The 20,941-nt window shown below is 60.9% G+C and carries 19 protein-coding genes; 7 read left to right on the top strand and 12 right to left on the bottom strand.

The window, feature by feature from the left end; genetic code table 11:
• The first annotated feature begins 66 nt into the window (after positions 1 to 66).
• The 5 genes from N2A41_RS08005 to N2A41_RS07985 all read left to right on the top strand — a co-directional run bounded on the left by N2A41_RS08005 (position 67) and on the right by N2A41_RS07985 (position 2,306).
• On the top strand, positions 67 to 564 hold the full coding sequence (locus N2A41_RS08005; protein WP_017963944.1) for a hypothetical protein: 498 nt from the start codon (positions 67 to 69) through the stop codon (positions 562 to 564).
• Positions 565 to 574: 10 nt separating this feature from the next.
• Positions 575 to 976 carry a GFA family protein gene (locus tag N2A41_RS08000; protein ID WP_222383748.1) on the top strand — a complete coding sequence of 134 codons (402 nt, stop codon included), beginning with the start codon at positions 575 to 577 and terminating at the stop codon, positions 974 to 976.
• Between the two features lie 41 nt (positions 977 to 1,017).
• Complete coding sequence (gene xth, locus N2A41_RS07995; RefSeq protein WP_222383747.1) at positions 1,018 to 1,812, top strand: exodeoxyribonuclease III; 795 nt, start codon at positions 1,018 to 1,020, stop codon at positions 1,810 to 1,812.
• Positions 1,813 to 1,887: 75 nt separating this feature from the next.
• Positions 1,888 to 2,118, top strand: coding sequence for a hypothetical protein (locus N2A41_RS07990; protein ID WP_170258117.1), 231 nt, complete (start codon positions 1,888 to 1,890; stop codon positions 2,116 to 2,118).
• Between the two features lie 5 nt (positions 2,119 to 2,123).
• Positions 2,124 to 2,306: a hypothetical protein gene (locus tag N2A41_RS07985; RefSeq protein ID WP_017963940.1), complete on the top strand. Its 183-nt coding sequence runs from the start codon at positions 2,124 to 2,126 to the stop codon at positions 2,304 to 2,306.
• Between the two features lie 31 nt (positions 2,307 to 2,337).
• Here N2A41_RS07985 and N2A41_RS07980 read toward each other — a convergent pair whose 3' ends face one another.
• The 12 genes from N2A41_RS07980 to N2A41_RS07925 all read right to left on the bottom strand — a co-directional run bounded on the left by N2A41_RS07980 (position 2,338) and on the right by N2A41_RS07925 (position 18,333).
• Entirely contained in the window at positions 2,338 to 4,422 is a 2,085-nt protein-coding gene (locus N2A41_RS07980) for an FAD-dependent oxidoreductase (RefSeq protein WP_260110665.1), read from the bottom strand.
• Positions 4,423 to 4,428: 6 nt separating this feature from the next.
• Entirely contained in the window at positions 4,429 to 5,598 is a 1,170-nt protein-coding gene (locus tag N2A41_RS07975) for a Gfo/Idh/MocA family protein (protein WP_222383746.1), read from the bottom strand.
• 24 nt (positions 5,599 to 5,622) lie between these two features.
• Positions 5,623 to 7,278, bottom strand: coding sequence for a GMC family oxidoreductase (locus tag N2A41_RS07970; protein ID WP_222383745.1), 1,656 nt, complete (start codon positions 7,276 to 7,278; stop codon positions 5,623 to 5,625).
• 9 nt (positions 7,279 to 7,287) lie between these two features.
• On the bottom strand, positions 7,288 to 8,826 hold the full coding sequence (locus N2A41_RS07965) for a GMC oxidoreductase (protein ID WP_222383744.1): 1,539 nt from the start codon (positions 8,824 to 8,826) through the stop codon (positions 7,288 to 7,290).
• A gap of 15 nt (positions 8,827 to 8,841) precedes the next feature.
• Positions 8,842 to 9,957: an ABC transporter ATP-binding protein gene (locus N2A41_RS07960; protein WP_260110664.1), complete on the bottom strand. Its 1,116-nt coding sequence runs from the start codon at positions 9,955 to 9,957 to the stop codon at positions 8,842 to 8,844.
• A 3-nt stretch (positions 9,958 to 9,960) separates the two neighbouring features.
• On the bottom strand, positions 9,961 to 10,944 hold the full coding sequence (locus N2A41_RS07955) for a carbohydrate ABC transporter permease (protein ID WP_260110663.1): 984 nt from the start codon (positions 10,942 to 10,944) through the stop codon (positions 9,961 to 9,963).
• Complete coding sequence (locus tag N2A41_RS07950; RefSeq protein ID WP_130709086.1) at positions 10,941 to 11,894, bottom strand: carbohydrate ABC transporter permease; 954 nt, start codon at positions 11,892 to 11,894, stop codon at positions 10,941 to 10,943. The genes N2A41_RS07955 and N2A41_RS07950 overlap by 4 nt, the downstream gene beginning before the upstream one ends.
• A gap of 126 nt (positions 11,895 to 12,020) precedes the next feature.
• Positions 12,021 to 13,283 (bottom strand): ABC transporter substrate-binding protein, encoded by a 1,263-nt coding sequence (locus N2A41_RS07945; protein ID WP_260110662.1) that lies wholly within the window; start codon positions 13,281 to 13,283, stop codon positions 12,021 to 12,023.
• An 82-nt stretch (positions 13,284 to 13,365) separates the two neighbouring features.
• Positions 13,366 to 14,892, bottom strand: a complete 1,527-nt coding sequence (locus N2A41_RS07940; protein WP_260110661.1) for an aldehyde dehydrogenase family protein — start codon at positions 14,890 to 14,892, stop codon at positions 13,366 to 13,368.
• On the bottom strand, positions 14,892 to 15,671 hold the full coding sequence (locus N2A41_RS07935) for an enoyl-CoA hydratase/isomerase family protein (RefSeq protein WP_222384806.1): 780 nt from the start codon (positions 15,669 to 15,671) through the stop codon (positions 14,892 to 14,894). Before N2A41_RS07935 ends, N2A41_RS07940 begins: the two co-directional genes overlap by 1 nt.
• The gene (locus N2A41_RS07930) at positions 15,664 to 17,277 is read right to left on the bottom strand and encodes an acyl CoA:acetate/3-ketoacid CoA transferase (RefSeq protein ID WP_222384805.1); all 1,614 of its coding nucleotides are present in this window, start codon (positions 17,275 to 17,277) and stop codon (positions 15,664 to 15,666) included. Before N2A41_RS07930 ends, N2A41_RS07935 begins: the two co-directional genes overlap by 8 nt.
• A 9-nt stretch (positions 17,278 to 17,286) precedes the next feature.
• The gene (locus N2A41_RS07925; protein ID WP_260110660.1) at positions 17,287 to 18,333 is read right to left on the bottom strand and encodes a LacI family DNA-binding transcriptional regulator; all 1,047 of its coding nucleotides are present in this window, start codon (positions 18,331 to 18,333) and stop codon (positions 17,287 to 17,289) included.
• A gap of 372 nt (positions 18,334 to 18,705) precedes the next feature.
• Between N2A41_RS07925 and N2A41_RS07920 the strand changes: the two genes are divergently transcribed.
• Complete coding sequence (locus tag N2A41_RS07920) at positions 18,706 to 19,110, top strand: Imm6 family immunity protein (protein WP_222384803.1); 405 nt, start codon at positions 18,706 to 18,708, stop codon at positions 19,108 to 19,110.
• A gap of 251 nt (positions 19,111 to 19,361) precedes the next feature.
• A complete protein-coding gene (locus N2A41_RS07915; protein ID WP_260110659.1) occupies positions 19,362 to 20,897 on the top strand; it encodes a sensor histidine kinase in 1,536 nt (511 codons plus the stop codon).
• Positions 20,898 to 20,941: the final 44 nt, after the last annotated feature.

Below are 20,941 nucleotides of genomic sequence, written 5' to 3'. Positions count from 1 at the left end.
GCATTCTATGGAACTTCTCCGCTTTTCGCCGCTTTGTTTGTTCAAGGTGCAACAGAGGAAACTTCCATGGCAGATCCAAACGAATCCCCAGCAGTCCAGTCCATGCGAAAAGAACAGGCAGAGCAGCGGAAGCAGGCGCGAAAAGGCGAACTCGACAAAGCAATCGAGGATACTTTTCCTGCGTCCGACCCCGTGTCTGCCACTCACACTTCTATTCCGGCCGGCCGCAGCGACGTCGAGGCGGCTGAACGTGTCAAGCGGGAGCCGGATCCCACTAGGCTTGACGAGCAATATCCGTTTGTCGATCAAGCTCTACGCTCGACCGGCGACACCGTCCGCTCCTCGGAAGCCTCCGATGTCGATCGCCAAGGAATGCGATCTCTTCAGAGAGAAGCAAGCCGCGTGGCCGAGTCCGCATCTGAACTGGCATCCGGATCGGCTCGCTTGGCAAAGGCGGAAGCCCGTACGTTCGTCCATGATCTCGAGGATCGCATACGCCGGCAGCCACTGACAGCCGTCGCGATCGTTGCCGGCCTCGCCTTCGTCTTCGGTGCGACGCGTTGAGGAGCCAGTTATGGCAGCGCGATGGACTGGCGGCTGTCTTTGCGGATCCTGCCGGTACGAAGTTGACAGTGATCCGCCGCATTCGGGGTACTGCCACTGCAACATGTGTAAGAAAGCGACCGGAGGCCCTTTCGCGGTTCTGGTCCAGGCCAGGATCGACGATCTTGCCTGGACGGCTGGCACTCCCACCTCATACCGATCGTCGCCGATCGCGACTCGCGGCTTCTGCGGCAAATGCGGGACGCCGCTCTATCTTCAATATGACGGCGACGAACTGATCCGCGTAACGGTCGGCTCGCTCGATCACCCCGAGAGGATCCGGCCGGCCGGGCATTATGGTGTGGAGAGCCGCCTTCATTGGGCCGATTGCGGTCGCGGGCTTCCGGAGGAAGAGACACAAGAGCGTTTCTAGGGCGCCAAGCCGCTGACAGTGCCTCGACTTTCGGGAGCCTCATGAAAATCGCAACCTACAACGTCAACGGGATCAATGGCCGGCTCGACATTCTGCTACGCTGGCTCAGGGAGGACGCGCCCGATGTGGTCTGCCTCCAGGAACTGAAGACAGACGATGCCAGGTTTCCGCGAACGGAGATCGAGCGGGCCGGCTACGGCGCGATCTGGCACGGACAGAGATCCTGGAACGGGGTGGCCATCCTGGCGAAGGGCAAGACACCGATCCTGACGCGTCGCGGTCTTCCGGGCGATCCCGATGATAACCATAGCCGGTATATCGAAGCAGCCGTCGACGGCATCCTGGTCGGATGCCTATACCTTCCGAACGGCAATCCGTTTCCGGGAGCAAAGTTCGATTACAAGCTGCGCTGGTTCCGCCGTCTGCAGGATTACGCCGCCGAACTCCTCGAACTCGAGGTGCCGTCGATCCTGGCCGGCGACTTCAACGTCATGCCGACGGAGATCGACGTATACAAGCCGGAACGCTGGCTGGACGACGCCCTCTTCAGACCGGAAGTGCGCGACGCCTATGCTCATCTCGTCGCTCAGGGCTGGACCGATGCCCTTAGGCATCTGCATCCGGGAGAGCGTATCTACACCTTCTGGAAATACTGGCGGAACAGCTTCGAACGTGATGCAGGGCTTCGGATCGACCACTTCCTGCTCAGTCCGGCAGTCGCCCCGTTGCTTCGATCGGCAACTGTGAGGAGAAAGCCGCGCAGCTGGGAGCATACGAGCGACCACGCGCCCGTCATGATAGAGCTCAACGTTTCCGAAGCTGGAGCAGATATGTAAGCTGCGATGCCGATCTCAGAGGAACCACGGAACCTGGAATGTCGGTCGGAGTTAGCTGGTAAAGGAGACTGTCCAATGCCTACAAATTCCATTCCCAATTCCGCAAAGCTTCCGCCGAAGTCACTGAATGAGGACACCCAGGACGACGAACTGCCCGAGACCAATGTCGATGACCAGCGCAAGCCGCCAATCAGCATGGGCAACAGCCGCGAGGCGGGCGACGGCGTCACCGATACCAACCCGGGAACAGGCCGCGCCGACCGGAAGGACCGCATCCCTGCCCCGCAATTCTTCAATCGCAAGTGACTCCCATGAACGAGAGCAAGAATTACCTGAACACCGACGAGATCCAGGCCGACGACCAGTTGTCGCCGAAGCCGGTCGAGGGAAAGGACCCGCCGCGGCACGTGCGCAAAAGCGAGGAAGCCGTCGCCGAAGGTTCCGACGACACCGAACGTATCCGGGTTCCGCCGCCGGTGCCGAATCCCGATTGATCAACACACCCCGCGAAGGTGATGCACAACCTTATCCATCCGTGCCGCGGTCGTAGATGCGGCCGGTCAACCAGGCTGGCCAGTCCCGCTCGAAGAAGGATCTGGCGTTCTCGTCGAAGCTGCGGTTTGGACGTGTGGAAAGCCTGATCTCACTGCCATTCAGCCGGACGATAATCTGCTCTTCCCGGTGTGCCTGACGTTCCTTTCGGAAGCGATAGTCCTGTAACGGCCCTGAGCGCGCCAGCGGAAGAGATTCGCCTTCCCGATCGCATATCGCCCGAGCCCCGCGGCTGCCGCCGCCATTGCGAATGAAGAAATCGAGCGCGCTGAGCACCGCTTCCGAAGCAAGCGCCATATGCCGCCACTGCACGCCGCGAACCGCCTCCGCTGCTCGACCGTAGGCGACGCCGTTATCGCGAATTTCAGCATTCAGCTTGCGCGCTTCGATCAAGCCCCGGACTACGCTTTCTTGATCACAGAGGATGCCAGCCTTGTCGCTCATTCGCGCCTGCACTTGCGAACGGATCGATTTGACGGTGAGCGGGCTCTCGGTCCGAAGGCCGGCAAGGATTTCGGCAATGCCTGCCTCTGCCATGGCGCCTATATCCTCGGTGGCGGCCCTCTTCGCCCGACCGCTCGCGCCGATGTGCTCGGCCGCTCGGGTGCCGAAGACCTGCCCGGCATTGAGCGCTGCTCCGCCTGGCCTCGTCACGCCATGTGTGCCCGCTGCTTCTCCGACCGCGTAGCAGCCCTTAAGATTGCTACGGCCCCAGATGTCAACCATGATGCCGCCGTTCATGTGCTGATTGTTGACGGCGAATTCCAGCGGCTCCTCGGCGATATCGATCTTGTAGCGGCGGTAGAGCTCGATCGCGAGCGGGTTCATATGCTTCAACCGATCGATCGGCATGTCCTGGCCGGCGCCGGCCTTGCCGAGATAGAGACGGACGTCGTCATCCAGTCTTTCCAGGCTGAACGAAAGGTCCCCCGGCACAGGCAGCGGATTGCGATTGAAGTCCATGAAGACGCGCCGTCCCTCGGCGGTCTCCCTGAAGATGGCCAGATCGACCAGGCTCGAGCCGAAATCGAGCATGCGCGTCGCGTGAAATGGCCACTGATAGCCCTTGCGAAAGACGTTCGAAGCCAGCTCCTGCGTGCTGCGGTAGTATTCTGCCAGGAAATGGTGCTCGGCACCTTCGGAATCGAGTGAGTAGATATGCGGGATCGCCTGGACGTATGTGCCTGACAGATTCCATGGGAACCCTTCCCTGCGTGTTCCGATGCCAAACTGGCTTTCGGTCAGGTTGACGAGCTCGACGCCGGCCTCCAGCGCCAATCCGAGAGAGCCGAAGCAGCCGTTGGGATAAACGCTGTCGCGATAGAGTTCGCCCGGCCCGCCGGCGGCGAGCACGATCACCCCACTGACGAACAGCGCGATGCCCAGCGGGTTCTCCTCCCTGCGGTCACTGGCGCGCATCGCGACTATCCCGACGACGTGGCCGTCTGCGCCATCGCCCTCGGTGAGGATCTTTACCGCGATCGTCTGGTTGTAAAACGGCACTCCGAGCCGGATCGCCTCCTCGGCCAGCACCTTGACCATCAGGCGCGAGGTGCGCGGTCCGCAACTGGTGGCGCGGCCGACCTCGTCGTGATCGGTCTGATATCTAAGCGTCCCGCCGAGCGGATCCTGAGGCAGCGGCAGGCCTAAGAACTGGAGCGACGCCATCATCCGTGACGAGCCCACCGCCTCGACATAAGCCGTGTCCTCGTCCATGGCGCCGCCGCTGCGGATGGCGCGCGCCATCGCCTTGTAATTGTCGCCCTGATCCGCCGTGTTTGCCGTGTGCAGGGTCTGCTTGTCCGATCCTGAACAGGCCGAGGTTCCGCCCCAGGCGCTCTGGCTGATGATGACGACGTCATCACCGCGCCGCTTCAATTCCACTGCCGCCCGCAGACCCGCCGCGCCGGATCCGACGACGACGCAGCCGGATCGATAGATCGGCACCTCGACGCCGGCGAGCCCGATCACTTCCGAGGGGGCGGCCTCAGGTGGGAGCCGTGGCATGTCGATATCGGTCAGCGCGTCAAGAATTTCCTGGGGAACATCTATGGCCATCGGCGTTCAATCCAGCGGGATGTCGACCCAGCGCTTCTGGCGGGAGGACTCCATGCACGCGTCGACGATCTGGCAGATATGGTGGCCGGTATCGAATGTCGGCCACATCGGTCTGTTGGTAACGATCGAGCGGATCACCTCGGCTACCTCGATGATCTTGCTTTCATTGTAGCCCAGGCCGAAATTTGGCAGAGGAAGGAAAGCCCTGAAAGTGGGGTTCTCAGGACCCACGTCGATCTCGCGAAAGCCGCGCCGCCCCGTCCGGTCGTCGTCGGAGTAGAAGCGCAGCCGGTTTATCTCGTCATAGGTATAGGCGATGCTGCCTTTCGTTCCATAGATTTCGTAGGTCTGCATGAACTTGCGGCCGGTCGCGACACGGCTGAAATCGACGATCCCGCCGGCACCGTTCTCGAACCGGCACAGCAGGTTCGTCGCATCGGGGTTGGTGATATCAGCCCAGGACTCATTACCTGACAGTTTCACCTGCTCGCCATAGGCAAGGCCCTCGACGACAGGCCGGCGCGGCGTAACAATGAGATTGTCGGCGATCAGGGAGCTGACGCGGCCAACCAGGAAATCCATGAAGCTGAAGATGTGCGAGCCGGTATCACCGACGATCCCGGTCGGCGCGAGCTTTCCATCCGCTCGCCACATGAAGGGCGCGTTCGGATCGCCATACATGTCGACGTGCTGGCAGCCGCGGAACAGCTTGATCTCGCCGATTTCGCCGGATTGAATGATGTCTTTCGCCAGATCATGGACGGGATTCCGCGGAAAGGCGTGTCCGACGCGGGTAATGACACCCTTTTCCCTGGCGATCTCGGCCAGTTCCCGCGCTTCGGCGGCGGTGTTTGCCAATGGCTTCTCACAGTAGACATGTTTGCCGGCCAGCAAGGCCGCCTTGGCCACGGGGTAGTGAAGATGGTCGGGCAGGCAGATATCGATCAGATCGACGCCAGGATCAGCGACCGCGAGGTTCCAGTCCTGAAGAATCCTGGCGCCCGGCGCTCTCTGCGAAAGATCCTCGGCTACCTTAGGATTGCCTTCGACGAGAGCGACGATCCGCGCCGTTCCGTCCGACACTCCAAAGAAATGCGGAAAGGTCTGATAGGCCATCGTGTGGACCTTTCCCATCCAGCCCGAGGCGCCAAGCACTGCAACTCTGACTTCAGACATTGTCGTCCCTCCTCTCGATACGGTTTACCGGATTTCGGCGCGGGCCCTGGGCCTCGCATCGTTGCGTTCGTAGGCGAAGATGGTGGGGGCAAGTGCCGGCAAGCCCCGAACGAGGTCCGAGCCTTTTTCGCCGACCATGATCGTCGGCGCGTTGGTATTGCATGACGGCACGCGCGGCATGACGGATGAATCGCAGACCCTAAGGCCTTCCAGGCCATGGACCTTGAGATCAAGCCCGACAACCGCGTTTGGCCCTATCCCCATCTTGCAGGTGCCCACCGGATGATGGTCGGTCTTTGCGTTGGCGCAGCCGTAGTCGAAAAGCTGATCGTCGGTCATGACCTTCGGTCCGGGAAGCCTTTCGGCCATGACATAAGGCTTCAGTGCCGCCTGCTGCATGATCTCGCGCGCGATCTTCAGCCCTTCCAGGGACATCGTCCGGTCATGGGGATCGGACCAGTAGTTGGGATCGATCAATGGAGCGGCAGCCGAGTCGGAGGATGACAGACGCACTGTCCCCCGCGAGCGTGGATGCAGATAGGCGGAGTTAAGGGTCACGCCGGCATTCTTGAGCCGCTCGACACCCGCTTCGATGCCCGATCCGAGGCCGAGGTGGAACTGGATATCAGGAGAACGAGCCTCGGGATCGGCATACCAGAAGCCGCCGGTCTCGAAGAGCGACGAGGCGACCGGTCCTGTGCGGAACAGGACATATTGTATCCCGGCCCAAAGCGTGCGGTGGAGTTTTGCAACGCCGTCATAAGTGTGATCGCCGGTGCATTCGGCAATGACGAAAAGATCCAGATGATCCTGGAGGTTGCCGCCGACACCCGGCAGATCGTGGAGCACCTTGACGCCCACCGACTTGAGATGGTCAGCCGGTCCTATGCCGGACTGCAAAAGCAGCTTCGGCGATCCGATGGCGCCGGAGGAAACCAATACTTCGCGGTCGGCGCGAACGATCTCGGAACCGTGCGAGGTCACGATCTCGACGCCTGTCGCACGGCTTCCTTCCACGATGACACGCGCGACGCGCGCGCCGGTCCGCACCGTCAGGTTCTTCCGGTCTTTGATCGGCGAGAGATAAGCGAGCGATGCCGACGACCGGCGGCGGTTGCGCTGCGTCAGCTGATAAAATCCGACCCCCGCCTGCTGGCGTCCGTTGAAGTCGTGATTATAGGGAATGCCGAGCTCCTGCCCTGCACGGATATAGGCGTCGCAAATCGGTAACGGTGCAGCAGGCATCGAGACACCAAGCGGACCGCCATATGAGTGATAGTCGTCAGCGAAGCGCTGATTGTCCTCCGCGCGTTTGAAATAGGGAAGGATCGAACGGTAGTCCCAGCCCTCGCAACCGTCTTCACGCGCCCAAAGGTCATAATCCACCGCGTTTCCGCGCGTGTAGAGCTGCGCGTTGATGGACGAGCCGCCACCGATGACTTTCGCTTGTGTATAACGAAGCACCCGGCCTTTCATGTGTTTCTGGGGAACGGTTTCCCATCCCCAACTGGCGACGCCTTTGGTCATCTTGGCGAAGCCCGCGGGCATGTGAAAAAGCGGATTCCAGTCGCCTCCGCCCGCCTCAAGCAGGAGCACGCCGACGTCAGGATCTTCGCTCAGCCGATTTGCCAGCACGCATCCTGCAGGCCCGGCGCCGGTTATGATATAGTCGAAACCCATTTTTCTGTCCTATTTTGTCCGTTCGGTCCGCCAGCGCGCGCCTGATGCATGCAAATCCTTCGACGCGATGTGATCTGCCACTCTCAGCGCCTGGGCGGCGACGGTGAGCGCAGGATTGACCGCGGCCGATGTAGCGAGGAAACTGGCGTCGACGACGAAGAGGTTTTCGTGATCGTAGGAACGGCAGTACGGGTCCAACGGCGCAGTCGCGGGATCGTTTCCGATGCGGATCGTTCCGCACTGATGAGAGGGCGTGCGTTTGTCGAACGGCCTCGACAGCACAACCGGAAATCCAATCGATCGCAGGATAGTCTTCAGTCGGGCGACAAGTGCGAGATGAGCGTCCCAGTTGGTTCGCTGCCATTTGAGAACGATTCTATCGTCATCGACCATGACCCGGCTTTCGGGATTGGGAACGTCCTCGCTCATCGCGTAGAAGTCGATGGCATGGTCCGTCATGAAACGGAGAAGCCACTCCGGAGCCCGCGGCAGAGAGCCCTTGAGAACCTTTTCGGAGATGCGCCCCAGGAGCTGCACGTTGCCGAGGGGCGGCCCTCCCTCCCCGTCGGAGAGATAGAAATCGTTAAAGGCAAAGGTCTTCTGGTAGATGGAGGTGTTCCTGAATCGCGGCGAGACCCCGATGACGGCGGAAGCATTGTGGTTCATGAAGTTGCGGCCCACCTGGTCGGAAGAATTCGCCAGGCCCCTTGGGAAGCGGTCGTTTTTCGAACGCAGCAAAAGCACGGACGATTGGACCGCCCCGGCAGAAAGGATCACGATCTCAGGTGAAACAGTCACCGTCTGCCCATTCTTGACATAGGTCACCCGGTCGATCCGGCTCGCCGCTCCCGTGTCGAGCCTCGTCACGCGCGCATTGGTTTCGAGCCGCACGTTCTCGTGCTTCAGCGCCACCGCGAGCGCTGCGGTCTCGGCATCCATCTTGCCGTCCCGTGAATTCGGATGAGCATCCCAGGGCGTGCTCGCCTTGGAGAGCCAAGCGTCTAGATCCAGGCCGAGCGGCAGCGAAAAAGGATACAGGCCTTTCGCCTTGAGGCGTGCCCTGACTTCGGCGATCGGCGCCTCGTCGGGCACGGGCGGGAATTGGTAGGCAACCGAGTGATACGGTTCGGTCGGATCTTCGCCAAGACTGCCGCGGACTTGATACATCAGCTCCGCCTTCGAATACCATGGCTCCAGCTCTTCATAGGGAAAGGGCCAGGCCGGCGACACGCCTTCCCGATGTTCGATGACATCGAAATCTTCCTTGCGATAGCGCGACAAGACGGCGCCGTAGAATTTCGAATTGCCGCCGACATTGTAATAATTGCCGGGGTTGAAGGCCCTACCGTTCGCCTCGTACCAGATTTCTTTCGGTCGGAAATGTCCGCGCTGGAAGATGGCTCGCTGGTCGCGATTGACGGGGAGATCGGCGATATGATCGCCGGCTTCGAGGATCAATATCTGGGCGCCGGTCGCGGCCAGGCCGGCCGCGACCGTGGCGCCGCCGACGCCTGAACCGATGATGACGATGTCCGGTGAATTGCTCATCTTAGCGCCTGACCCTCACCCAATCCGGACCTGGCTCGCTGGATCGAAGAACACGGCCTTATCGAGATTGAAGGCAAGGCGGGTTTGTTGTCCTGGAGCGATGCCGGTATCGGCGCGCAGGCGGGCGACGACGGATTTGCCGCCGAGCTTGGTGACGGCGAAGGTGTCGGAGCCGGCCGGTTCGACCACCTCGATCAGGCAATCGCCCTCGGTCAGCGAGCGCGCCTTGCGGTCGGCGCCATCGGGATCGGTCAGCGCCTCGGGGCGGATGCCGAAGATCACCTGTCTGCCGGTATAGGCAGTCAGGCCGTGATTGCCTGAGATGACCGGGAGCCTGAGCGGAGCGGCATTCGGCCGCTCCAGCGAGACTTCGAGGCCGCCGGCGCCGTTTTCGACGGTGGCGGTCAAGAGGTTCATCGCCGGCGATCCCATGAAGTCGGCGACGAAGATGTTGGAGGGGCTGTTATAGATCTCGGCCGGCGTGCCGAACTGCTGCAGCACGCCATCCTTCAGCACGGCGATCTTGGTCGCCAGCGTCATCGCCTCGATCTGGTCATGGGTGACATAGACGAAGGTGGTGCCCATGCGCTGATGCAGCCGCTTGATCTCGGTGCGCATGTCGACGCGCAGCTTGGCGTCGAGATTGGAGAGCGGTTCGTCGAACAGGAAGACCTGCGGATTGCGCACCAGCGCCCGGCCCATGGCGACACGCTGGCGCTGGCCGCCGGACAGCTGGCTCGGCTTGCGATCGAGCAGATGGCCGATCTGCAGCATGTCGGAGACCTGGGCGATCGCCTTGGCGCGCTCCTCCTTCGGCACGCCGCGGATCTCCATGCCGAAGGCGATGTTGCCCGCCACCGTCATGTTCGGATAGAGCGCATAGGACTGGAACACCATGGCAATGTCGCGCTTGGAAGGATGCAGACCGCTGATGTCGCGCCCGTCGATCCTGATATCGCCAGAGGTGATCGTCTCCAGCCCGGCAATGGTGTTGAGCAGGGTCGACTTGCCGCAGCCGGACGGGCCGACCAGCACGAGAAAGCCGCCCTTTTCGAGTTCGAGGTCGATCCCCTTGAGAATGTCGACGGCGCCGAAACGCTTTTTGAGACCGGAGATTTCGAGGAAGGCCATGGATTACCCTTTGACAGCGCCCGCCATCAGACCGCGCACGAAGTAGCGGCCGGCGAGGATATAGACGATGAGCGTCGGCACGGCGGCGATCATCGCCGCCGCCATGTTGACATTGTATTCGACGACGCCCGTCGAGGTGTTGACGACATTGTTCAGCGCCACCGTCATCGGCATGGATTCACCGGTGCCGGCATAGGCCGAGGCAAACAGGAAGTCGTTCCAGATATTGGTGAACTGGTAGATCACCGTGACGACGATGATCGGCAGCGAGTTCGGCAGCATGATGCGGCGGAAGATCTGGAAGAAGCTGGCGCCATCGACCTGGGCGGCCCTGACCAGCTCGGTCGGAAAGGCCTCGTAGAAATTGCGGAAGAACAGCGTCGTGAAGCCCAAGCCATAGACGACATGCACGAAGACCAGATTGACCGTCGGATTGCCGAAGCCGAAGCTCAAACCCGTGGAATTCTGCAGTGTGGCGCCGAAGCGGCCGAGCGAGCCGAGGATCGTTGCCATCGGCAGCAGCACCGACTGGAACGGAATGAAGCAGGCAAACAGCATCAGCCCGAACACCAGCGTGTGGCCGGGAAAGCGCCATTTGGTCAGCACATAACCGTTCAGCGCCCCCATGGTGGTGGAGATTGCGACCGCCGGCACCACCATCTTGATCGAGTTCCAGAAGTAGCCCTTGATGCCGGCGCAGGTCAGCCCGACGCAGGTCTCGCCCCAGGCCTTGATCCAGGGATCGAAGGTCGGCGCTTGCGGCAGCGCCAGCATGTTGCCGTTCTGGATCTCGTCCATGGTCTTGAACGAGGTCGTCAGCATGACGAAGAGCGGCATCAGATAGAGGACGGCGAAGATCAGCAGCAGGCCATAGATGACGGTGCGGCCGATCCAGCGGGTGTTGTCATTCCTGTTGTCGCGGGCCTGTGGCAGCGTTGCAGTCGAGGTTGCTGCCAAGGTCTGGGTTGAAGAGGTCACGCTGCTCATCGGGCCTTCTCCTTCAGTTCGGAATAGAGATAGGGAACGATGATCGCCGAGATGGTCATCAGCATGATGATGGCGCTGGCCGAGCCGACGGCCATCTCGTTGCGCTTGAAGGTGTATTCATACATGAAGTTGGACGGCAGCCAGGCCGAGCCGCCGGGACCGCCCGAGGTCAGCGCCACCACCAGGTCGTAGGACTTGATCGCCATATGGGCGAGCACGATGAAGGCCGAGAGAAAGATCGGCCGCAGCAGCGGAATGACGATGCGCCGGTAAAGCTGGAATGGCGAGGCGCCATCGATCTGGGCGGCCTTCATGATCTCGCCGTCGATACCGCGCAGGCCCGCCAGGAACATCGCCATGACGAAGCCCGACGCCTGCCAGACGCCGGCGATGACGACGGTATAGATGACGAAGTCCTTGTTCTTGATCCAGTCGAAGTGGAAGCTGGTCCAGCCGAAATGGTGCAGCGTCTGTTCCAGCCCGAGGCCGGGATCGAGGAACCATTTCCAGGCAACGCCGGTGACGATGAAGGAGAGCGCCATCGGGTAGAGGAAGATCGGCCGCAACACGCTCTCGCCGCGGATCTTCTGGTCGAGCAGGATGGCGAGGAACAGACCGAGCGCCAGGCAGATGCCGATATAGAGGAAACCGAAGATCGCCATATTGGTGATCGAGGTATACCAGGAGGACGGCGGATCGCTCTCGAAGGTCCAGCGCCACAGCCGCTGATAGGCGCGTGGCCCGGTCAGCGCATAGGAGGGAAAGGTCTTGGAATTGGTGAAGGAGAGATAGGCCGTCCAGACGATGAAGCCGTAGACGAAGATGATGGTGATGACGAAGCTCGGCGCCAAGACGATCTTCGGCAGCGCATCCTGCAGCCGGCCCCGCAACGAGATCGCCGTCGATTGCCGCGGCGTCAGAACCGGATCGGTGGTCGCAACGGTGCTCATGGAATATCATCTCCTCCCTGCATAATCGTCCGGGCAATCCGCCCTGCATGATCATCCCGCATGATCGGCGCGGAGCCTGAAGCTTCCCCGCGAGATGCGGGGAAGCATTTGTCATCACACGTGGTCTCAGCGGGCGTCGTCGATCGCCTGGACGAGCTGCTTGACGGCTTCGTCGGAGGTCTTGATCTGGCCGTGGACGAACTTCGAGACGACATCCTTGTAGGCATTGGCAATCGCCGGCGGGGCGCCGTAGCCTTGCGCCAGCGAACCGAACAGCGTGCCGCCCTCGTTGGCTGCCTTCAGATCGGCGATGCCCTTCTTGCCGCAAGCGTCGAAGTCGGTATCGGGAACGTCGGTACGAGCCGGCACCGAACCCTTGACGACGTTGAAGGCCGACTGGAAGCTCTTCGACAGCGTTGCCTTCGCCAGCGCCACCTGGGCCGCCTTGCGGTCATCGGGAACGTTGAACATGCCGAACATGTCGGAGTTGTAGACCACGCTGCCGTCGGTGCCGGGGAAGCGGTAGCACAGGAAGTCGGTGTCAGGCGTCTTCTTGGCGGCGACGAATTCGCCCTTGGCCCAGTCGCCCATCACCTGCACCAGCGCATCGCCCTTGATGACCATGGCGGTCGCCAGGTTCCAGTCGCGGCCCGAGAAGTTCGGGTCGACATACTTGATGATCGTGGCGAGGTTATCGAACGACTTCTTCATCGTGTCGGACTTCAGCGATTCCTCGTCGAGGTCGTTGAAGGCCTTCTTGTAGAACTCCGGCCCGCCGGTCGACAGCACGATGGAATCGAACATCGTCGCTTCCTGCCAATTCTGGCCGCCAAGCGCCAGCGGGATGACGCCGGCGGCCTTGGCCTTGTCGAGCAGCGCGATCAGCTCGTCGAAGGTCTTCGGCTGGGTGCCGCCGATCTTGTCCATCACCGCCTTGTTGATCCACAGCCAGTTGACCGAGTGGACGTTGACCGGGGCGGCAACCCACTTGCCGTCATAGACCGAGAACTTCTGCAGGGCTGCCGGAACCGACTTGTCCCAGCCTTCCTTCTTCGCCGTCTCCGTCAGATCGCCCATGACGCCGGCCTGGGCATAATCGAGCACGGTATAACCGAGCATCTGCGAGGCCGTCGGATAAGTACCCGCCGCCACCATCGCCTTCAGCGCCGTCATCGCCGCATCGCCGCCACCGCCGGCAACCGGCACGTCCTTCCAGGCAAAACCTTCCTTCGAAAGATCCTGCTTCAAGACGTTCAGCGCCGCTGCCTCGCCGCCTGACGTCCACCAGTGCAGCATCTGCACTTCCTTGACGTCGGCGGCGTGGGCGGACACACCAGCGCCGGCCAGAGCCAATGCGATTACGGCAGTCGTAGTCAGAAACCTATTCATCGAAGAACCTCCCAGTTCCATCTTGGAAGATGCGGGACCTATTCCCGCACCGATCACCCCGCCCTCCTCAGGCGTAGTTTGATTACCGGCTAAGCCGGCTTTCCGTCTGCGGCATCCACCAGCTGGTGCGCTTGCCGATATGCATGTTGAGTGTCTTGGTCTCGGTGTAATCCTCAACCGCATGGCGGCCGAGCTCGCGGCCGAGGCCGCTTTGCTTGTAACCGCCGAAGGGAAGTTCCGAGGCGCCGTCCATGAAGGTGTTCATCCAGACTGTTCCCGCCCGCACCGACCGGCCGATCGTCAGGCACGTGTCGAAATCGCGGCTCCAGACACCGGCCGACAGGCCGTAGTCGATGGAATTCGCAATCCTGATGGCTTCGGCTGACGTCTCGAATGTCAGGACCGAAAGCACCGGCCCAAAGACTTCCTCGCGCGCCACGGCCATATCGGGGGTGACCGCTTCGAGGATCGTCGGCGACATGAACTGCCCCATGCCGAGATCCAGCGTCTCGCCGCCATGCGCGACCCGGGCACCGCTGCTCCTCGCGCCGGCAACGTATCCTGATATTTTCTCCAGATGCTCAGGCGTGATGATCGCGCCGACCTGCGTCGAAGGATCGAGCGGGTCGCCGACCTTGACTGCCTTCGACAATTCGGCAATCCGCTTGACGACATCGGAAGCGATTGATTTGTGAAGGATCAACCGTGAGCCGGCATTGCAGCACTCGCCGGCATTGAAATATGCGCCGAAGACCGCGGCATCGATGAAGGCATCGAGATCGGCATCCGGCAACACGATCTGCGGGTTCTTCCCGCCCAGTTCCAACGAGACCTTCTTCAGCGTCTGTGCGGCATTCGACATCGTCAGCTTGCCGACGCCGGTCGAGCCGGTGAAGGACACCATGTCGACGTCGGGATGCGACGTCGTGATCGCGCCGACCTCTGGTCCCGTACCGGTGACAATGTTGACGACGCCATCCGGAATGCCTGCCTCCTGCAGGATCTCTCCCAGCACCAGCGTCGATCCTGAGGTCAGCTCCGAAGGCTTGACGACGGTCGTGCAACCGGCCGCCAAGGCGAATGGCAGCTTCTGGCCGACGATCAGGAACGGAAAATTCCAAGGCGTGATGATCGACACCACGCCGATCGCTTCGCGCAGCACGACGCCAAGCGTGCCGTCGCCCAGCGTGTTGTAGCTCTCTCCGTGGAGGTCACGGGCAAGCGCCGCCGCGTAGCGCCATATGTCAACGGAGCCTGCAATTTCTCCCCGCACCTGTGTGATCGGCTTTCCCGCCTCGATCGCATCGAGATATGCCAGCTCCTCTGCACGTGCCGCGATCAAATCGGCAGCCTTGAGCAGGATGGCGGAACGTTCGGAAGCGGTCATTCGGGGCCACGGCCCGAGGTCGAACGCCTTGCGTGCCGAAGCGATCGCACGCTCGGCGTCCCTCTTGCTGCCGGTCGGAAACCGGCTGACCACGACACCATGGCTTGGAGCGACACGCTCGATCGGATCGGAGGAACCAGCCTCCCATTTACCATCGATGAGCATCTTGAAATCACGCGCTTTGTGGTCGCTGAGCGCGGTGGGGTTGACGAGAACCGTCATTACCATTCTCCCTTGAACGTTGCCGGGCGCTTCTCGCTGAATGATGCGACGCCCTCCTTCAGATCGCCGGTCTTGGCGGCGAGGATCGAGCCCAGGGCTTCGACCGCGGTTCCATTGTCTTCGCCGTTTGCCGATGCGATCATCAACTTCGCGATCTCAATGGCAGCCGGCCCCCTTGCAGCAATCCGCCCAGCATATTCCCTGGCGGCGGCGAGCGCGTTCCCTGTGGGAACAACCGCGTCGACGATCCCGAGAAGGCGTGCCTCCTCGGCGGTGAATATCTCGCCGCCCAAGGCCATTCGCCGGACGGTCTGCGCCCCGAACCGGCGGACAAGACGCTGGGTTCCGGACCAGCCCGGCACCATTCCAAGGCCGGTTTCCGGCAGACCGATCTTAATCTGTTCCTCTGCGAGGCGAATGTCAGCGACCCCTGCAAGTTCAAGCCCTCCCCCGAGGGCATGGCCATTCAGAGCCGCGATCAGCGGCATCCGGAGCGTCGCCAGTCTTTCGAAGATACGGTGGCCGTGGCGAACCCAGAGATGACCGAACTCCTGAGGCAACATTCCGCCCCAGGCCTTGATATCGCCGCCGGCGGAAAAGCCCTTTCCTTCGCCGGTGAGAATGGCAGCGCGCACATTGGCGTTCGCCTCCACCTCGTCGGCTGCATCTGCCAGCGCTTTCAGCATGTCCAGGTCGAGCGCGTTCAGCTTCTCCGGACGAGAAATCGTCAGCGTCGCAACATGTCCATCGACGTCAATTCTGACCGTTCCGCTAGCCATGGAAGCTGCCCTCCAGCGTCCGTGTCTTTTTTTCTGGAAGCGACAGGCCGATGTTTGCCTCCGCAAAGAGCGCCGCGTCCATGACCTTCAGGTCGGGCGCCACGATCAGCGGAAACTCCGACTGATCCAGGATGTGGAACTGGAGATCGACGCCGGGCGCAATCTCGGTGAGGACGATACCACCAGGCGTCAGCTTCATCACGCACCGCTCGGTGACATAGGTGATCTCCTGCCCCTGCTCGATCGCGCGCCTGCCGCTGAAGGTGACATGTTCGACCTCATTCACGAGCTTCTTCAGCTTGCCTTCCTTCTCAATCAGAAGAGCTCCATCGGCGATCGAAAGCATTGCTCCGGCGTTGAACATGCCGGAGAAGACGATCTTCTTTGCCCGCGCCGTGATGTCGACGAAACCTCCGGCGCCGGCCGTCACATGCGGCCGGAAGGAGAGCTTGGAGACGTTGACCGAACCGTCTTTGCCGATCTCGAGGAAGGACAGCAGCGATGCATCGAAACCTGCACCCTGGAAATAGGTGAACTGATAGGGAGACGGCATATAGGCGTCGGCGTTGGAGGCGCAGCCAAAGGCGAAGTCGAGTAGCGGCACGCCACCGACCGCGCCCTGCTCGATGACCCAGGTGACCGCCCCGTGAAGCCCTTCCTCCAGCAGGATGCGCGGCACGTTGGCGGATATGCCGAAGCCGAGATTGACGCAGCTTCCCGCTTGCAGTTCCTGCGCGACGCGACGCGCGATGACTTTTTGGACATTGAATTCCGGAACGCTGAAGCTATCGAGCGGACGGAAGATCTCCCCGGAAATTGCCGGATCGTACCCCGTTTGCGTCGTCTGCTTCTGTTCCGGGTCGACGACCACATAATCGACCAGCATTCCAGGCACCCGGACGTCATGGGGCTTCAGCGAGCCTTCCTTGGTGATCCGTTTGACCTGTGCGATGACGATGCCGCCGTTGTTGCGTGCGGCCAGCGCCTGATCGAGGCCGCCGAGATAGGCGCCTTCATGTTCGTATGTCAGGTTGCCGCGCACGTCGGCGGTGGTGGCGCGGATGATGGCGACCTCAGGGACGATCGAGGGAAAGAACAGCCAGTCGTCGCCCTCGAAACGCACGCGCTTGACCACCGGATGCTCCGAAGCCAGCCCGTTCATCGCGCAACCCTGCCGCTCTGGATCGACGAATGTGTCGATGCCGATCTTGGTCAGGACACCCGGCCGCTTCGCGGCGGCTTCGCGATGGATGTCGAACATGATGCCGGACGGAATGTTGTAGGCCGGGATTTCGTTGTTGGTGATCATTTTCCAGATCAGCGGCGGCTCTGACGATGACGGACCGGACGGATAGGAACCACCGATGATGCGCTTGAGCAGACCCTTCTTGGCGATATGGTCGACGCCCTTGATGCCGCTCATGTCGCCGGCAGCGATAGGATGAAGGGTCGTAATATCACGGGGATGGCCGGTCGCATCGAAACGTTCGCCAATCGCCTTCAGCATGAGGTCCGGGCAGCCGAGACCGCTCGAGGAAGACACCGTTACAACAGCGCCATCCGGGATCAGCGCGGCCGCTTCGGTGGGGGTGAGATGCTTCTTCATCAGCGCTACTCAGAGTCCTGTTTCAATTTTTACGCTCCTGCGGGCTCCGCAGCTCTCGCGAACAACCAGCCGAACCGCCGTCGTCACCGCCTCCGCCTCGGCCTTTCCCGCGTTGATCTGCTTCAGAAGCAGCTGCGCACCTCGGCGCCCGATGCCCTGCGGATCGACCGAGACCGTCGTGAGCGCGGGAACCGCCGCCTGAGCCTCTATGACGTCGTCGAAACCCACGACCGCGAAGTCGGAGCCGGGTTCCAGATGGCGCGCGCGCAATCCGTCGCAAACACCGAAGGCGACGGCATCGTTGAAGCAGACGGCTGCCGTGGGTTTGTCGGCAAGAACGAGTGCTTTTCCGATCGCCTCTACCCCGCCGGCTCGCGAAGGCGCGGACGAGATGACAAGCTCTTGGTGATAGCCGAGCCCGGCTGCCTCCATGCCGCTTCGGTAACCGGCAAGGCGGTCGTCGAAGACGGCGGTATCTAGGAAGCCGCCGAGAAAAGCGATGCGCTGGTGACCGAGCTCCGCCAGGTGCTTGACCGCGGACATCATGCCCGCCTGGTTGTCGGAGACGACGGACGAGACCTTGGCGCCAGGCAGGTTTCGCACGACGACCACCACCGGAATCCCTGCTGCGACAAGCGGCTTGAAGTCTGCGGCATCGGTGGCGCGCGCCGGCGACACGATGAGCCCCGAAATGCCATGTTCCCGCATCGACGCGACAACCTCGCGCTGCCTATCGATGCTCTCGCTGGTGTTCGACAGGAACTGCACGAATCCGGCCGACTGAACGACCATATCGACGCCGACTGCCAGCTCCGCGAAGAAGCTGTTCGTCAGGTCGTTGACGACGACCCCGATGATCCTCGACTTGGCACTGGCCTGCCGAAGATTGGCGGCGCCGCGATTGTAGACATAGCCCAGCTCGCGCATCACCGCATTGACCTTGGAACGCGTCCCCTCATTGACCAGGGAGGAACCCTGAAGCACCAGCGAAACCGTCGATTTCGAGACGCCTGCGGCTTTCGCAATGTCGATGACGGTTACCCGCGCCTTTGTCATTTCCCCTCCCGACGCCAACGTCGACTGATCATTAGATATTTGGAACGTTCCAATTCTGTCAAGAGAAATTTGTACGGATTGTTATTAACTAGCTATTCCTTGGCAAATTTTGGCCTTCTCCTACCGCCGGAATCCCATCGTAGAAATTGGAACGATCTAAATATTGACCTTGGCTGAGAAGCCTATGTCGATGTTTTTTGACTGGAAAATCGTAGGTGGCGCACGACCGACAGATGCGTTGGCTGCAAAATGTGGAAAATTCGGGCTCGTCCGTTATTTCCGTCAAAGCGACAAGACCTTCTGAGAAAAGCAGGGGGGCTTCTATTCTGTGTTGATAAACTTTGCGACAAACCCAGTGGAGGACATGGCGACATGAAACTGCGCGCCGAGTTGACCGTTCTGCCACCACGCGAACAAGCACGGCGCTTGGCAGCCGTCGCCGCGTCCTTGGTCGCACAAATCGAGCGCACCGAACCCCACGCGCCCGAAGCCGAAGCCGCCTTGGGGGCAATCCGCACTTGGGGTGATGGCGCACACCTGATGGGCCGATACTTCTCGGATCTTATCTACAGTGACGATGAGCGCGGGACGCTCCGTCGGCTCTCCGAGGCAGCCGGAAAACCCAGCGAAGACGGCTGGAACGCCCTGACGACGGCAACCATGTATGTCGCCTGGCTTGTTTACCAGGAGACCGGCGAGCCCATGCCGAGTGACGTCAACGAGGTCGGAGAGGACAGCCTTGACCTTCTGGACAAGCGACTGGCCAAACTCGGCTAAAACCAAGCGCGCGATCCCCTCTCGAAACACATCGGCTTTTACACGAATTCGTTGACATGTCGGGAGGGGTCATCCCACGCCTCTCGATGCGAGCTCGAACATCCCGGAACGCTGGTTCGCCTATCGCAAAACGATAGGAGGGTCTCCAGGATTCCGTCGAGGAATTCCCGACGATAGCCATTAGCGAAACTTTATCGTTTGTGACGAATGCTACGGATACGTGCAACGCGCCAGATCTGAAGCAGGGCCGGATGATGTCACACTCGTTTGAATCCATTCTGGAGAGCCTGCCTCAGGGCATAGTTCTGCTTGATCCTGCCGGTACAGTGACGGCTTTCAATTCACGCACGTTAGACATTCTCGGCCTTCCGCAAGGAGCTATCCGCGAAGGCATGAATATCGACGGATTGCCGGGCACTGCAGACTGCCGTGCAGTGGCATCCCGCCGGTCGATGGTCGGTGGACCGCCCACGTCTCAGTTTGCCCTTTCCGACGGAGGGATGGTCTCACTGACCTGTGCCCCGTCGAGGGATGGAGGCTGGATCCTCAGCTATGAAGACATCTCGACTCTCATTCGCGTCGAAGACAGCCTGACCGAGCAACATCGCCGGTTCGACGCAGCCTTCAGCAATATGCCGCATGGGCTGTGCATGTTCGATTCGACAAAGAATCTCATCCTGTGCAACGCCTCCTATGCACGGATGTACAATCTGCCGGACCTTCTGACGCAACCGGGAACGCCACTTGTGGATATCCTGGCCTATCGCAGCCGCGAGGGAAATGGCCCGGCCGATACCACGACCTATTTTGATGTAGTCTTCGAAGCGACAACCCGCGGTGCGCCGGCCAGCCAGAACATCGTCCTGGCCGATGGGCGCATTATCAAGATCACCCACAATCCGATGCAAAACGGTGGATACGTGGCCCCCCATGAGGACGTCACCAAGACCGTCCGGCTGGCGGAAGAGCTGCGCCGGCATCACGATCAGCTCGAAGCGACGGTGAAGAGCCGCACGGCGGAAGTCGAGCGGCAGGCGCGCGAACTCAAGCGAATGCTGGCGCAGGAGCGAAACATCAACGAACTGCAGCGGCAGTTCGTGGCGATGGCATCCCATGAATTCAGGACGCCGCTTGCAATCATCGACGCTGCTGCCCAGCGGCTGCTGCGAAAAAGAGGGGCGGTCGAGCCCGAATTTCTCAGCGACAAGGTCGATCAAATCCGCGCATCAGTGACCCGAATTGTCGATCTCATGGAGAGCATCCTGTCAGCCGGACGCCTCGATACCGGCAAGATCGATATCAATTACGACGCCTGCGCATTGAAATCATTGATAAACACCTGTTGCGAGCGGCAGTCGACGATTGCAAAGTCGCATAGGTTTGTGTTGGATATCGATGGGCTGCCGGAGTTCATCGATGCCGATCCTCGGACGTTGGCACAGGTCTTTACCAACCTGCTTTCCAATGCTGTCAAATACGCGCCCGGAACCTCCGAAATTCGCGTCACGGCATGGGCAGAGACGGGAAACGTCAAAGTTTCGATCAGCGATGATGGAGTGGGGATCGATGCCGAAGACGTGCCGCGGCTCTTCCAGCGCTATTTTCGGGCCCGGACTTCGACCGGGATTGCCGGAACCGGTATCGGCCTCAATCTGGTGAAGCAGATCATCGAAATGCACAACGGCTCGATAGAGGTTCGAAGCGCAAGAGGATGCGGATCGACATTCACCGTAACGCTTCCAATCAAGAGAAACGGCGACGCTTCCGCGGCCAATAACGCCGCCTGATGTTTCAGGATTGCTGTCCTGCATATCTACCCTATCCTTCTTAC

The sequence above is a fragment of the Rhizobium sp. SRDI969 genome (genome assembly GCF_025152725.1).
Taxonomy (GTDB): Bacteria; Pseudomonadota; Alphaproteobacteria; order Rhizobiales; family Rhizobiaceae; genus Rhizobium; species Rhizobium leguminosarum_I.
The sequence above is the reverse complement of the archived record's forward strand: the minus strand, read 5'-3'. Positions and strand labels throughout refer to the sequence as shown.

Coding starts and splice junctions, on each gene's coding strand:
- N2A41_RS07935 (WP_222384806.1), bottom strand. CDS start 15,671: ATGGCTAGCGGAACGGTCAGAATTGACGTCGATGGACATGTTGCGACG.
- N2A41_RS07980 (WP_260110665.1), bottom strand. CDS start 4,422: ATGGCCATAGATGTTCCCCAGGAAATTCTTGACGCGCTGACCGATATC.
- N2A41_RS08005 (WP_017963944.1), top strand. CDS start 67: ATGGCAGATCCAAACGAATCCCCAGCAGTCCAGTCCATGCGAAAAGAA.
- N2A41_RS07950 (WP_130709086.1), bottom strand. CDS start 11,894: ATGAGCACCGTTGCGACCACCGATCCGGTTCTGACGCCGCGGCAATCG.
- N2A41_RS07940 (WP_260110661.1), bottom strand. CDS start 14,892: ATGACGGTTCTCGTCAACCCCACCGCGCTCAGCGACCACAAAGCGCGT.
- N2A41_RS08000 (WP_222383748.1), top strand. CDS start 575: ATGGCAGCGCGATGGACTGGCGGCTGTCTTTGCGGATCCTGCCGGTAC.
- N2A41_RS07990 (WP_170258117.1), top strand. CDS start 1,888: ATGCCTACAAATTCCATTCCCAATTCCGCAAAGCTTCCGCCGAAGTCA.
- N2A41_RS07965 (WP_222383744.1), bottom strand. CDS start 8,826: ATGAGCAATTCACCGGACATCGTCATCATCGGTTCAGGCGTCGGCGGC.
- N2A41_RS07945 (WP_260110662.1), bottom strand. CDS start 13,283: ATGAATAGGTTTCTGACTACGACTGCCGTAATCGCATTGGCTCTGGCC.
- N2A41_RS07925 (WP_260110660.1), bottom strand. CDS start 18,333: ATGACAAAGGCGCGGGTAACCGTCATCGACATTGCGAAAGCCGCAGGC.
- N2A41_RS07975 (WP_222383746.1), bottom strand. CDS start 5,598: ATGTCTGAAGTCAGAGTTGCAGTGCTTGGCGCCTCGGGCTGGATGGGA.
- N2A41_RS07960 (WP_260110664.1), bottom strand. CDS start 9,957: ATGGCCTTCCTCGAAATCTCCGGTCTCAAAAAGCGTTTCGGCGCCGTC.
- N2A41_RS07930 (WP_222384805.1), bottom strand. CDS start 17,277: ATGAAGAAGCATCTCACCCCCACCGAAGCGGCCGCGCTGATCCCGGAT.
- N2A41_RS07985 (WP_017963940.1), top strand. CDS start 2,124: ATGAACGAGAGCAAGAATTACCTGAACACCGACGAGATCCAGGCCGAC.
- N2A41_RS07970 (WP_222383745.1), bottom strand. CDS start 7,278: ATGGGTTTCGACTATATCATAACCGGCGCCGGGCCTGCAGGATGCGTG.
- xth (WP_222383747.1), top strand. CDS start 1,018: ATGAAAATCGCAACCTACAACGTCAACGGGATCAATGGCCGGCTCGAC.
- N2A41_RS07920 (WP_222384803.1), top strand. CDS start 18,706: ATGAAACTGCGCGCCGAGTTGACCGTTCTGCCACCACGCGAACAAGCA.
- N2A41_RS07955 (WP_260110663.1), bottom strand. CDS start 10,944: ATGAGCAGCGTGACCTCTTCAACCCAGACCTTGGCAGCAACCTCGACT.
- N2A41_RS07915 (WP_260110659.1), top strand. CDS start 19,362: ATGATGTCACACTCGTTTGAATCCATTCTGGAGAGCCTGCCTCAGGGC.